This is a genomic window from Leifsonia lichenia (assembly GCF_054780215.1).
Window position 1 is genome coordinate 448,596 of record NZ_BAAGWT010000002.1, and the last position, 11,610, is coordinate 460,205.

The 11,610-nt window shown below is 69.1% G+C and carries 15 protein-coding genes and 1 tRNA gene; 6 read left to right on the forward strand and 10 right to left on the reverse strand.

Features of this window, described 5'->3' with window-relative positions; translation table 11 throughout:
* Positions 1–17: 17 nt before the first annotated feature.
* A complete protein-coding gene (def, locus tag ACYVGI_RS06650; protein ID WP_460631849.1) occupies positions 18–584 on the reverse strand; it encodes a peptide deformylase in 567 nt (188 codons plus the stop codon).
* Between the two features lie 40 nt (positions 585–624).
* On the opposite strand from def, the gene ACYVGI_RS06655 reads away from it, so the two are divergent.
* From ACYVGI_RS06655 to ACYVGI_RS06670, 4 genes are all read left to right on the forward strand, one after another.
* A complete protein-coding gene (locus tag ACYVGI_RS06655; RefSeq protein WP_055893704.1) occupies positions 625–1,590 on the forward strand; it encodes a DMT family transporter in 966 nt (321 codons plus the stop codon).
* Positions 1,591–1,680: 90 nt separating this feature from the next.
* Positions 1,681–2,943 (forward strand): glycosyltransferase, encoded by a 1,263-nt coding sequence (locus ACYVGI_RS06660; RefSeq protein ID WP_460631850.1) that lies wholly within the window; start codon positions 1,681–1,683, stop codon positions 2,941–2,943.
* Between the two features lie 10 nt (positions 2,944–2,953).
* Positions 2,954–3,027, forward strand: a tRNA-Ile gene (locus ACYVGI_RS06665).
* Positions 3,028–3,114: 87 nt separating this feature from the next.
* Entirely contained in the window at positions 3,115–4,044 is a 930-nt protein-coding gene (locus tag ACYVGI_RS06670; protein ID WP_460631851.1) for an aminoglycoside phosphotransferase family protein, read from the forward strand.
* A gap of 27 nt (positions 4,045–4,071) precedes the next feature.
* Here the strand turns inward: ACYVGI_RS06670 and ACYVGI_RS06675 are convergent, their stop codons facing one another.
* Positions 4,072–4,923: an NAD(P)/FAD-dependent oxidoreductase gene (locus ACYVGI_RS06675; RefSeq protein ID WP_460631852.1), complete on the reverse strand. Its 852-nt coding sequence runs from the start codon at positions 4,921–4,923 to the stop codon at positions 4,072–4,074.
* A gap of 217 nt (positions 4,924–5,140) precedes the next feature.
* On the opposite strand from ACYVGI_RS06675, the gene ACYVGI_RS06680 reads away from it, so the two are divergent.
* A complete protein-coding gene (locus ACYVGI_RS06680) occupies positions 5,141–5,602 on the forward strand; it encodes a DUF1801 domain-containing protein (protein ID WP_460631853.1) in 462 nt (153 codons plus the stop codon).
* A gap of 17 nt (positions 5,603–5,619) precedes the next feature.
* Here ACYVGI_RS06680 and ACYVGI_RS06685 read toward each other — a convergent pair whose 3' ends face one another.
* The 7 genes from ACYVGI_RS06685 to ACYVGI_RS06715 all read right to left on the reverse strand — a co-directional run bounded on the left by ACYVGI_RS06685 (position 5,620) and on the right by ACYVGI_RS06715 (position 10,666).
* Positions 5,620–6,057 carry a VOC family protein gene (locus ACYVGI_RS06685; RefSeq protein WP_460631854.1) on the reverse strand — a complete coding sequence of 146 codons (438 nt, stop codon included), beginning with the start codon at positions 6,055–6,057 and terminating at the stop codon, positions 5,620–5,622.
* A gap of 77 nt (positions 6,058–6,134) precedes the next feature.
* Positions 6,135–7,490 (reverse strand): anaerobic C4-dicarboxylate transporter family protein, encoded by a 1,356-nt coding sequence (locus tag ACYVGI_RS06690; RefSeq protein WP_460631855.1) that lies wholly within the window; start codon positions 7,488–7,490, stop codon positions 6,135–6,137.
* Positions 7,487–8,245 (reverse strand): Type 1 glutamine amidotransferase-like domain-containing protein, encoded by a 759-nt coding sequence (locus ACYVGI_RS06695; RefSeq protein ID WP_460631856.1) that lies wholly within the window; start codon positions 8,243–8,245, stop codon positions 7,487–7,489. The genes ACYVGI_RS06690 and ACYVGI_RS06695 overlap by 4 nt, the downstream gene beginning before the upstream one ends.
* A gap of 73 nt (positions 8,246–8,318) precedes the next feature.
* On the reverse strand, positions 8,319–8,981 hold the full coding sequence (locus ACYVGI_RS06700) for a cation diffusion facilitator family transporter (RefSeq protein WP_460631857.1): 663 nt from the start codon (positions 8,979–8,981) through the stop codon (positions 8,319–8,321).
* Positions 8,978–9,337 (reverse strand): Cd(II)/Pb(II)-sensing metalloregulatory transcriptional regulator CmtR, encoded by a 360-nt coding sequence (gene cmtR, locus ACYVGI_RS06705; protein WP_460631858.1) that lies wholly within the window; start codon positions 9,335–9,337, stop codon positions 8,978–8,980. Before cmtR ends, ACYVGI_RS06700 begins: the two co-directional genes overlap by 4 nt.
* Positions 9,338–9,482: 145 nt before the next feature.
* A complete protein-coding gene (locus ACYVGI_RS06710; protein WP_460631859.1) occupies positions 9,483–9,956 on the reverse strand; it encodes an NUDIX domain-containing protein in 474 nt (157 codons plus the stop codon).
* Positions 9,956–10,666: a potassium channel family protein gene (locus tag ACYVGI_RS06715; protein ID WP_460631860.1), complete on the reverse strand. Its 711-nt coding sequence runs from the start codon at positions 10,664–10,666 to the stop codon at positions 9,956–9,958. The genes ACYVGI_RS06710 and ACYVGI_RS06715 overlap by 1 nt, the downstream gene beginning before the upstream one ends.
* Before the next feature lie 65 nt (positions 10,667–10,731).
* Here ACYVGI_RS06715 and ACYVGI_RS06720 point away from each other — a divergent pair, with 65 nt between their 5' ends.
* A complete protein-coding gene (locus ACYVGI_RS06720; protein WP_460631861.1) occupies positions 10,732–11,190 on the forward strand; it encodes an NUDIX domain-containing protein in 459 nt (152 codons plus the stop codon).
* A gap of 48 nt (positions 11,191–11,238) precedes the next feature.
* On the opposite strand, the gene ACYVGI_RS06725 is transcribed toward ACYVGI_RS06720, so the two are convergent.
* Complete coding sequence (locus ACYVGI_RS06725) at positions 11,239–11,574, reverse strand: hypothetical protein (protein ID WP_460631862.1); 336 nt, start codon at positions 11,572–11,574, stop codon at positions 11,239–11,241.
* Positions 11,575–11,610: the final 36 nt, after the last annotated feature.

Below are 11,610 nucleotides of genomic sequence, written 5' to 3' on the forward strand. Positions count from 1 at the left end.
GGCCCGGCAGCCTGCGCTCAGTCGTCCAGGTGGTCGCGGCCGGGCAGCCAGCTCAGCCCTGGCACGCCCCAGGAGTTCTTCTTCTGCACCTTCTTCGCCGCCTTGGCGAACGGGTGGCTGAGCCTGTCGACGTAGAGCACGCCGTCCAGGTGGTCGAACTCGTGCTGGAAGATGCGCGCCAGCCAGCCGTCGGCGCGGATCTCGAACGGCGTGCCGTCGAGGTCGACGGCCTCCAGGATGACGCTCTCCGCGCGCCGCAGCGGGAACCGCTCTCCGGGGAACGAGAGGCAGCCCTCCGCCTCGGCGTCCTCGTCGAGCTCGTCGATGCCGGTGGGGCTGATCCACAGCACGGGGTTGATGGCGACGCCGCGGTGCAGCACGTCGTCGTCGTCCGTCCAGCCGAACACGAACAGGCGGAGGGGCACACCCACCTGCGGGCCGGCGAGCCCGACGCCGGGGGCGGCGTCCATCGTCTCGAACATGTCGTCGATGAGGGTGCGCAACGCGTCGTCGAACTCCGTGACGGGAGAAGCTGGTGCGTGCAGGACGGGGTCTCCGGTGATCCGGATGGGAAGGACGGCCATTCAGCAAGAATATCGGGGGGAAACTGGATAGGGTCGTGGGGTGGGTACGGAACTGATGGATGCGCTCGACCTGGCCTATGAGCCGAGTCAGCTCCTGGGCATCCCGATCGCGCTCATCGGCGCGTGCTTCCTGTCCATCGGAGCTCAGCTCCAGCACCACGGCGTCGCCAAGGTCGAGGCCAACACGCAGGATGCGCAGTCCGGCCTCAACCTCCGCCAGCTCGGGCTGCTGCTCGCCCGCCCGTCCTGGGTCATCGGCACGGTGCTGCTCGGGCTCGCCATCGTCTTCCAGCTCGTCAGCCTGAAGCTGTCACCGATCATCCTGGTGCAGCCGCTCGGCGTGGTGGGACTCGTCATCACGAGCATCCTGAACGCCAGGGTCAGCGGGGTGAAGCTCAACCACCGGTCGGTGATCGCGGTGAGCCTCTGCGTCGGCGGTGTCGGCGCGTTCGTGCTGATCGCCGCGGTGTACGCCCGCGACCGGCCGGTGACGACGCAGGCGCTCGTGGAGATCCTGATCATCCTCGCGGTGGTGCTGCTCGCCTTCGGCGCCCTGTTCTACTTCCTGCGCGCCAGGTTCAAGGCGATCATCTACATCATCGGCGCCGGGGTGCTCTACGGCTTCGTCGCGACGCTCGCCAAGGTGGTCATCGACCGCATCTCCCGGCAGGAGTGGGACTGGCTGCTGGTGCTCTGCATCGTGGCGCTGCTGGCGGCCGCGATACTGGGCGCGTACTTCGTGCAGAACGCGTACTCGTCCGGGCCTCCCGATCTGGTGATCGCGGGCCTGACAGTGGTCGACCCGCTGGTCGCGGTGACCATCGGCATCGTCATCCTCGACGAGGCGGCAGGGGCGCCCTGGTGGGCGATGGTCGGCTTCGTGCTCTCCGGCGCGGTGGCGATCTACGGCGTCTTCCAGCTCGCGAAACACCACCCGCAGGCGGCCTCCGCCGCGCCGGTCGCGGCAGCGGTTGCCGACAAAACAACGGATTCCGGCTTAGACTAGGCCGTTGAATCAGCCGGTCGGGCCCCGATCGGCGAGCGAACACCGTCGCCGGATTCACCATCCCGGCCCACTAACGTAGGGATCCACCACGTGCCCGATACGAGCGGACAGCCGAGCAGTACGCCCGCCCAGCCCCCCGTTCCGGCCAAGAAGCCGCTGACCGTCGTCATCGGGGCCGACACTTTCGCCCCCGACGTCAACGGCGCCGCGCGGTTCGCGGAGCGTCTTGCAGCCGGGCTCGTCTCCCGCGGGCACAACGTGCACATCGTCGCTCCGGCCGCGAGCCGGAAGCACGGCACGTGGGTGGAGGAGCACGAAGGCCAGAAGATGACGGCGCACCGGCTCTACAGTTGGCGCTGGTACCCGCACGACTGGCTGCGGTTCGCGATCCCGTGGCGGATCAAGCAGAACAGCGCGCGCATCCTGGACGAGGTGAAGCCGGACGTCGTGCACTTCCAGTCGCACATCGTCGTCGGTCGTGGACTGTCCCAGGAGGCGCAGAAGCGCGGCATCCGAATCATCGGCACGAACCACTTCATGCCGGAGAACATGCTGGAGTTCACGCTGCTGCCGCGGTTCATCCAGGACTACGCGATCGGGCTCGCCTGGAAGGCGGCGCGCCGCACCTTCGGCCGTGCGGAAGCGGTGACGACGCCGACGGCGAAGGCCGCCCAGTTCCTCGAGAAGTACACCGGGCTGCGCAACGTTCACGCGATCTCCTGCGGCATCGAGGCGCACAACTACACGCCGGACTTCACGCCGCGCACGGCCAACCGCATCCTGTTCGTCGGCCGGGTGACCGGCGAGAAGCAGATCGATGTGCTGCTCAAGGCCGTTTCGCTGCTGCCGTCCGACCTGGATGCGCAGCTCGAGATCGTCGGGGGCGGCGACCAGCTCAAGAACCTGCAGTCGCTCGCCGAACAGCTCGGGATCGCCGACCGGGTGACCTTCACCGGCTATGTGACCGACGAGGAACTGCGGCAGGCGTACACCAGGGCCACCGTGTTCGGGATGCCGTCGATCGCCGAGCTGCAGTCGATCGCGACGATGGAGGCGATGGCGTCAGCTCTGCCGGTGGTGGCGGCGAACGCGATGGCGCTCCCGCACCTCGTGCACGACGGCGAGAACGGCTACCTCTTCGAGCCTGGCAACGCGCAGCACCTCGCCGACCGCCTGGAGCACGTCCTCACCCTGCCGCAGGACGAGCTCGACGTGCTCAAGAACGCGTCGCTCCGCATCGTCGCCGCGCACGACATCCAGACGACGATCAGCACGTTCGAAAGCCTGTATCGTGGTGAGCCGGTGGCCGATCCGGTGACGGAATCGGCCCCACCAGTGCCCAGCACCGACTGAACGGGCACACGGGGCGGTAGCTCAGCTGGTTAGAGCATCGGACTCATAATCCGCCGGTCACGGGTTCAAGTCCCGTCCGCCCTACCGACGCCGACCGCGCGCGCCGACCGCGCGCCGCCTACCGACGCCGCACCGCGTCCCGCCGTGATCCGATCGGTTAGGGTCGCCTCTATGGCCATGCACGTCGACGAGATCCCCATCGACGACGCGATTGTGCGGCGGCTGATCGTCGAGCAGTTCCCCGAGTGGCGACACGAACCGATCCGGCGTGTTGCGAGCGTCGGAACCGTGAACGCGATCTACCGGATCGGGGCCGATCTGGCCGCACGCTTCCCGCTGCGAGCCGACGACCCTGCTCACGTTGCGGCCCAGCATGACCGGGAGGCCGAGGCGATGCGGGAGTTGGGCGGATGCTGCCCGGTCCCGACGCCCGTGCCCGTCGCGATGGGTGCGCCCGGCCACGGCTATCCGCTGCCCTGGTCGGTGCAGACCTGGCTCGGCGGGGAGGTCGCGACCCCCGATGGCCTGGCCGGGTCGCAGCGCTTCGCCAGGGATCTCGTCGCGCTTCTCTCAGCGTTTCGTGCCGCGGACACCGGAGGGCGCGGGTTTCCGGGAACGGGCAGAGGCGGTCTGCTGCAGGACTCGGACGACTGGATGGAGGTCTGCTTCCGCGAGAGCGACGGTCTGCTCCCTGTCGGTCGGCTCCGAGCGCTCTGGAGCGGGTTCCGTTCCCTTCCACGTGCGACCGCGGTCGTCATGAGCCACCGCGACCTCATCCCGGCCAATGTCCTGGTCGATGGCCAGCGGCTCGTCGGGGTGGTGGACGGCGGCGATTTCGCACCAGCCGACCCTGCGCTCGACCTCGTCGCCGCCTGGCACCTGCTCGACGGCCATGCCCGTGGCCTCCTGCGCTCCGAGCTGGGCTGCGACGATGCCGAGTGGCTGCGTGGGGCGGCGTGGGCGTTCCAGCAGGCGATGGGCCTGCCGTGGTACTACCGGGAGTCCAATCCGGGGATGAGCGCCCTCGGGCGGAGCACGCTCGCCCGGATACTCGACGATGAGGACATCGCCATGGCGTTGAGGCGGACGGACCGCCGCTGAGCGCGGCGCTCCGGCGGCCCTGGTTCGTCAGTGTCGCGCATCCCGTGCACGGCCGATGCAGGCCGCCATGTCAGCGGCGGCGGTGAGCCCTGATGCCATCGCGGTGACGACCGCGGCAGGGATGCGCGGATCGGCGCGCCGCGCGACGTCGCCGGCGGCCCAGACGTTCGGTGCGCTGGTGCGTCCGAGCGCGTTGACGTCGATGCCGTCTGCGCTGGAGATCGCTCCGAGGTCGTGCGCGAGGGAGGAGCGCGGTGATGCATTCGGCGGGATGAACACGCACGACGCCTCCACCGTGGCGCCGGTGCGGAGGGTGATCGTCACGCCTGTCCCCGAGCGCGTGACAGCAGCGACCTCGTCGGGGTCGAGCACGGGAACCGTGTCGGAGATCCCGCGGAGGAGGGCCCCGACATGGTTCGCGTGATCGCCAATGGAGATGATGGCGATCGGACCAGGTGAGAACTCGTGGCCGTGGCAGTACGGGCAGGGGAGCACCACGTCGCCCCACAGCTCGTGCAGGCCGGGGATGGGCAGCATGGCGTCGTCGACGCCGCTCGCGATGAGCAGGTTGCCGACCAGCCACTCCGACGTCTCGGCCGTGAGCACCAGGCCGGTGTCGGCGGCGAGGGCGGACGTGACGCGTTCCTCCACGACACGCACCCACGGGTATGCGGCCAGCTCTGTTCGTCCTGCGGCGCGCAGTGCGGCCGGAGTGGCGCCGTCCCAGCCGAGCACGTTGTGCATCCGCGCCGAGGACGCGTTGCGGTAGCGGGCGTCGTCGAACAGCACGGTCTCGACGTGCATCCGCCCCAGGGTGAGCGCCGCCTGCAGACCGGCTGGGCCGCCTCCGACGACCGCGGCAGGGAGAACTGTGGTCATGGCATCCATTCTGGGTGACGGTCGACGGCCGGGCGAGGGGGACTTCCCACGATGCGGGGTCGCGTCTGCAGAAGGGACTGACGCGCCGCCGATCCATGACGCGTCTGTTGACGAGGCGGCGGCGGCGCACCAGGCTTGACGGCGTACATTCAGTCCGTGGACGTGCACCCGTTCAGGACGCGCGGGCATCCGGATGCTCGTGGGAAAGAAGGCGGCAATGACCAGCAACCAGCACGGCGCAGACACGGCAGCAGACGGCTCTCCGTTGCCGGTGGCCATGACGGGCCGGGCGAGCGCTGCCCCCGCCAAGGACGGCGACGCGCCGGTCTTCGCATACATCGCCAGCCTGCCGCAGCCTCAGCGCGGTATCGCCGAACGGGTGGATGCGCTGGCGGCGGCGACCCTGCCCGGCCTGCAGCGGTCGGTGAAGTGGGGGATGGCGTACTACGGCGTCGGCGACGGCTGGTGCTTCAGTTCGGGAGGGTTCGCCGGTCACGTCAAGCTCATGTTCATCAACGGGACGGCCCTCGACCCTGTGCCCCCGGTGACCCCGGTGGGGATGGGCAAGGCCACCCGCGGTGTCGAGCTCGCATCCGAAGACGACATCGACGAGCCTCAGCTCGCCGACTGGATGCGGCAGGTCACGTCCGTGCCTGGCGTCGGCGGCAGGAAGCGCTGAGTGCGGCGAACGCCTGATCAGCCCTTTGTGAGATCCTGCGCGAACATCACGATGATCCCGCTCGGCCCGCGCAGGTAGGTGAGCTTGTAGACGTCCTCGTACGTCGCCACGCCGCGCAGCGGGAAGCAGCCGTGCTTCGCGGCGATCGCGAGGGCGGCATCGATGTCGTCCACCGAGAAGGCGACGCGGTGCATCCCGATCTCGTTGGGCAGGGTCGGCTCCGTCTCGATCGCGTCCGGGTGGATGTACTCGAACAGTTCGAGCTGGCCGCTGCCGTCCGGGGCCTGGAGCATCGCGATCTTGGCGTGATTGCCGTCGAGGCCGACAGCGGTGTCCGCCCACTCCCCGCTGACCGTGTCGCGGCCGAGCACGGTGAGACCGAGGTCGGTGAAGAAGGAGATGGTCGCTTCGAGGTCGCGCACGGCGATCCCCACGTTCTCGAACTTGATAGCCATGCTGCATGGTATCCAGGGCGGCCGACGCCGGTCGAGGGCGGGGGAGGAGCCCGCCGAGAGCGCCGGGAGCCGTGCCGTCAGGAGAACGCGAACGACAGCGCAACCCCGACGACGATGGCGACGCCGATGTAGACCAGGTTCGGGAGCTGGAACGAGTGGTCGACGACGAACCGTCCCATTTTGGTGGTCCCTGTCTGGTCGAACGCCACTGTCGCCACCTGGCTGCCGTTGGCCGGCAGCGTGTAGATGCCCATCGTCGCCGGCCAGAGGCCCACCAGAAGGGCTGCCGGCAATCCGATCGTGATGCCGATCGGCACGATGGCGTTGGTGGCGCTCGACTGGCTGGTGGTCAGCATCGCCACCGCGAACAGCGCGAGGGCGAAGAGCACAGCCCCGAGGAACGCCGACGAACCGGACACCACGGAACCGAGCCCGTCGACGATGAGCTTCTGGTTCGCCGCGACGAACGTGTTGGCGAGCCACGCGATCCCGAACAGCGCGATGGCGCCCACCATCCCGGCCGGGAACGTCGCCTGCTTCGGCACGTCGGACGCCTTCACCCTGCAGAGCACGAAGATCAGCGCGGCGATGACGCCCATCGTCACCTCGATGATGACCGTCACGCTGAGCCGGAGCGGACTGCCGTCGTCGTTCGTCCCGATCACCGGGCGAAGACCCTCGAACAGTCCGAAGAACACGATCACGCCGACCCCGACGAGGAAGATCGCAGCGGACAGGACGGCCTGGCGGGGGAGCTTCTGGTCGTGGGCATCCTCGGTGGGCGGCTGGATCTGACCGTCGGCGAGGCGCTTCTGGAAGACCGGGTCGTCCTCCAGGTTCTTTCCGTGGCGCATCATCACGAGCGCCGCGACGAACAGCCCTGCGATCGAGGCAGGCCACATGATCAGCAGCAGCCCGCCGAGGTCGACACCCTGAGGAGCGAGCAGCACCACCATCGACGCGGTGGCCGCGGAGACGGGGGAGCACAGGATGCCCACCTGAGAGGCGACCGCCGACACCGACAGGGCACGCTCCGGACGGATCTTCTGCTGGTACGACACGTCGTAGATCACCGGCAGCAGCGGGTAGAAGATGTTGCCCGTTCCCGCGCCGACCGTGAACAGGAACGACATCGCCGGAGCGAGGAACACCACGGAGCGGGGACGGCGCCTGATCACCTTGGCCGCGACGGACACCATCCACTCGATGCCGCCCGCCGCCTGCATGGTGGAGGCGGCGGTGATCACCGTGATGACGATGAAGACCGCATCCACGGGTGCACTGCCCGGCGCCTCGCCGAAGCCGAACACGAGCACGGCGACGCCGACGAGACCCCACACGCCGAGCCCGATCCCGCTGGTGCGGGTTCCCATGTAGATCGCGGCGACCACGACGACGAGCTGCGCGACGAGCACCCACACGTTGTCGTTCACGAGGACGGTCCAGCGGTGACGGGCGCAGAGCCGGTCAGGATGCGGGTGGGCAGGGGAGTCTCCACGATCTGGCCGTCGATCGCTTCGACGCGCACGGCGAGCGGCGCATCCACGGGGCTGATGGCGGTCACGAACCCGCCGCCGTCGAAGTGCAGCGATTGGAGGTTGCCGACGGCGTACCCGGTGCTGAGCTCACCGCTCAGGAGTGCGGCGTGGAACAGGGGCTTCCGCTGGTCTTCGGCGTCGTAGTGCGGGCAGAAGCTGCCGTGCAGGAAGCCGAGGCCTTCCGGGAGCACCCGCAGCGGCGGGCCGTAGCTGTCGGTCGTTCCGCCCTCGAACCAGCAGATGCCGCCCGCGCTCCCACCGGTGAAGACGACATTCGACGACGGGTCGTCCCACAGCTCCCGCAGGATCGCGTCGAGACCCTGCCGTCGCCACACGTCGAGCATGTTTGCCGTGTTGCCGCCGCCGACGTGGATGACGTCGAAGCCGCGCACGAACCCCGCGAGATCCCCGACCGCGCGATGGAACAGCGGCAGGTGATGCGGTGCGCAGCGGTCGGAGTCGTAGGTCGAGTAGAAGCTCACGATGTACGCGGCGTCGTCTCCGGTCGCGGTGCCGAGGAACAGCACGCGCGGCCGTTCCTTGCCGGTCAGCCCCAGGATGTAGTCGTGTGTCGGATCGTTCCGCCGATCCATCATGGCCCTTCCGGCCCCCGTCGCCACCACGTGCCCCACAGCCCACCTCCGTGTCACCAGCGATACGTGTGCTCAGGGTAGCGGCGCTCTCGCCGCGTTGTCGAGGAGTCGGATTCCGCGGGGCCGGGCCTCAGCTCTCGCCCGTCAGCTCGCTCACGGACACGGTGCACGCGTCGCCCTTCCACGCCTCGACGCCCTCGCGCACCGCGAACCCGGCGATCACGAGGCCGGCCACCGCATCCGCCCAGGTCCAGCCGAACAGGGCGTTGAGGGCGAGCCCGAGGAAGACGGCGGTCGAGAGGTAGCTGCAGATCAGGGTCTGCTTCGAATCGGCCACCGCGGAGGCGGAGCCGAGTTCGCGTCCTGTGCGGCGCTCGAACCAGCTCAGCACGGGCATCACCGCGATGCTCACCGCGGTGAGCACCAGGCCGACAGGACTGTGTGCGGCCTCGCGCATCCCGAGCAGCGACAGGGCGCTGTCGACGGTCACGTACGCGGCGAGGCCGAAGAACGAGACGGCGATCACGCGCAGAGCGGTGCGCTCGCGGCTCTCGGGGTCGGCGGCGGAGAACTGCCAGGCGACCGCCGCGGCCGACAGCACCTCCACGACGGAGTCCAGGCCGAACCCGATGAGTGCAGCGCTCGACGCCACGGTCCCCGCCGCGATGGCGACGACGGCCTCGATCACGTTGTAGCCGATCGTGACCGCCACGACCCAGCGGATGCGGCGCTGCAGCGTGCGTCTGCGCGCGGGGTCGATGGGACGGCCGGTGGATGCGGTGGTCGCGCTCACGCCGACGCGCCCGGCCCGCAGCACAGGGGCACGTCGCAGTGCTCGTCGGCGCACGGTTCGCCGTCGTCGACCGCGAGGACCACATCCACCAGGCTCGTCAGCGCCCGAGTGAGGTGCGGGTCGGCGATCTCGTAGCGGGTCGACCTGCCGTTCGGCACCGCCACCACGATGCCGCAGCCGCGCAGGCAGGCGAGATGGTTCGAGACGTTCGAGCGGGTGAGCCCCAGTTCGGTGGCGAGCGCGCCCGGGTGCCCCGGTCGGTCGATCAGCGCGAGCAGGATGCGGGAGCGGGTGGGGTCGGCCATGGCCCGGCCGAGACGGTTCATCACGTCGAGTCGGGAAGCACTGGTCAGCATCCACTGACCATACAGCGCACGCTGACCATTCCGCCACCCCATCCCGGCTCCTCCGCAATCGAGCCCAGGGTTCTTCACCGCAAACCCGAGGAATAGCGTGAAAAAGCCTGGGCTCGATTGCTTCGGGGCAGGGGTGGGGGCGGGGTTAAGGCTGGAGGTGCGTGAGCAGCGCGTCGAGGATGGGGCGCTGGCCCTTCGTGAGCTTGGTGCGCGCGAGCTCGATCGGAGTCCAGCGGGCGTCGTCGATCTCGGGGAACGACTGGATGCGTCCCGACCGGGGCGGCCACTCTAGCTCGAACGCGTTGCTCGTGACCGACTCCGGCTCGAACGCCTCGGCCGCAGCAGCGAAGACCGCGACCCTTTTGCCCGAGGAGAGCGGGAAGTCGCCGAGGGCCGCGTACTCCGTGTCCGGTGGGGGCGACCCGATCTCCTCCTCGAATTCGCGTCGGGCGGCGGCGAGCTCACCCTCGACGTCGGACGCCTCCACGATGCCCTTCGGGATCGACCAGGCGCCCTCGTCCTTCCTCGCCCAGAACGGGCCTCCCATGTGCGCGATCCACACCTCCACGCTCGCCCGGCGACGATAGAGCAGGATGCCCGCGCTGCGCACGCCGGGCATCAGGCCGACTTCCGTTCGAGGAGTTCGCGCAGCTCACTGACCTGCGCAGACAGCGCCGTGATCTGCCCGCGGGTGGCGGCCCTGGTGTCGATCTCCGTCTGGGCGACGCGTTCGACGATCCAGGACGCGAGGGTCGCCGTCACGATGCCCAGCATCGCGATCCCGCCGATCATCAACCCGACGGCGACCAGCCGCCCCACCTCGGTGACCGGGGTGAAGTCGCCGTACCCGACCGTCGAGATCGTCTCGAACGCCCACCAGACCGCGCGCGCGAACGTGTTGATGTGCGCGCCGGGAGCGTGGCGTTCCGCGTCCAGTGCCGCGAGCGCCGCCGTGAACACCAGCAGCGCGCCCGCCCCGACCACATAGACGACAACGCGGCCCCTGAATGCGGCGCCCGCCGTTCGTTGCAGCACGGAGAGGATCGTGACGAGCCGCAGAAGGCGCAGCGGTCTCAGCATCGGCAGGACGACGATCGCCAGATCGAACAGGTGCGTGTAGAACCAGCGCCACCGATTCGGTGCCAGCAGGAGACACACGAAGTAGTCGACGAGGAACACGCCCCAGGTGAGCCAGATGACGGTTTCGGCCACGACGAGAGGCGGACCGGAGAGGTCGGCGATGACCTCCCAGGCGTACGCGACGAGGAAGAGGGCGGCCGCGCCGGTGAGCGGCCATTCGGTGGTGCGGTGCCAGCGTTCGAGGGTCATGGCAACACCCTAGAACCGTGACACCGTGTGACAGGAACGCAATAGACGGCGACTAACGTGGAGGGGTGAACAGTGGCGATGCGTGGGTCGAAGGTCCGGACGGTCAGCGGTTCTGGGGCCGTTTCGGTGCGGCCGGTCTGCTCGTCCACGACAGCCGTCGCGGCATCCTGCTGCAGCACAGGGCGGACTGGAGTCACTTCGGCGGCACCTGGGGCCTGCCGGGCGGCGCGCGGCACGACGGCGAGTCCGCCGTCGAGGGTGCTCTGCGGGAGGCCGCTGAGGAGGCCTCCGTGCCGAGGGATGCGGTGGCCGTGCTGTTCACGAGCGTCCTCGACCTGGGGTTCTGGTCGTACACCACCGTCGTCGCCGAGGCCGTCCGCCCGTTCGAGGCGCTGGTCGCCGACCCGGAGAGCATCGAGCTGCGCTGGGTGGAGGTGGGCGGCGTGACGGAGCTGCCGCTGCATCCCGGGTTCGCCGCGGCGTGGCCTGAGCTGCGGGCGCGGTTGGTGGGCCTGGCCGACTGAGCGGCTGACCGTCGGTTCAGGATGCGACCAGCTCAGGATGCGACCAGCTCAGGATGCGACGCGCGGCCAGAGTAGTGAGCCGGCTACGTCCTGGTAGCCGACCGGCACGCTCACGAACGCTGCAGCTCCCGGATAGCTCACCTGCCCTGGGTAGCGCGGCGCGCCCGGGTAGTCCGGCGTCCCGCGGAACGGGTGATCGGTGTCCGTGAGCAGGCGGTCGCCGACGACAGTGCCGAGGTAATGCCCGTCGGGGGTCACCACGTCGTCGTCGTTCCAGGGAAACCAGCCGATCCAGTCTCCGTCCGGATTGAACAGGAATCGTCCTGTGTCGTCCATCCGGTACGCGATCCAGGTGCCTTGGCTGTCGTGCAGGTATGCGGTCATCGTCGATCGCCTTTCGGGTCGGCATCGTCGTTGAGT

What these genes read in the sequence shown, in the direction of transcription:
- def (WP_460631849.1), bottom strand. Translation starts at nt 584, where the DNA reads ATGGCCGTCCTTCCCATCCGGATCACCGGAGACCCCGTCCTGCACGCA.
- ACYVGI_RS06670 (WP_460631851.1), top strand. Translation starts at nt 3,115, where the DNA reads ATGGCCATGCACGTCGACGAGATCCCCATCGACGACGCGATTGTGCGG.
- ACYVGI_RS06675 (WP_460631852.1), bottom strand. Translation starts at nt 4,923, where the DNA reads ATGACCACAGTTCTCCCTGCCGCGGTCGTCGGAGGCGGCCCAGCCGGT.
- ACYVGI_RS06680 (WP_460631853.1), top strand. Translation starts at nt 5,141, where the DNA reads ATGACCAGCAACCAGCACGGCGCAGACACGGCAGCAGACGGCTCTCCG.
- ACYVGI_RS06685 (WP_460631854.1), bottom strand. Translation starts at nt 6,057, where the DNA reads ATGGCTATCAAGTTCGAGAACGTGGGGATCGCCGTGCGCGACCTCGAA.
- cmtR (WP_460631858.1), bottom strand. Translation starts at nt 9,337, where the DNA reads ATGCTGACCAGTGCTTCCCGACTCGACGTGATGAACCGTCTCGGCCGG.
- ACYVGI_RS06710 (WP_460631859.1), bottom strand. Translation starts at nt 9,956, where the DNA reads ATGCCCGGCGTGCGCAGCGCGGGCATCCTGCTCTATCGTCGCCGGGCG.
- ACYVGI_RS06715 (WP_460631860.1), bottom strand. Translation starts at nt 10,666, where the DNA reads ATGACCCTCGAACGCTGGCACCGCACCACCGAATGGCCGCTCACCGGC.
- ACYVGI_RS06725 (WP_460631862.1), bottom strand. Translation starts at nt 11,574, where the DNA reads ATGACCGCATACCTGCACGACAGCCAAGGCACCTGGATCGCGTACCGG.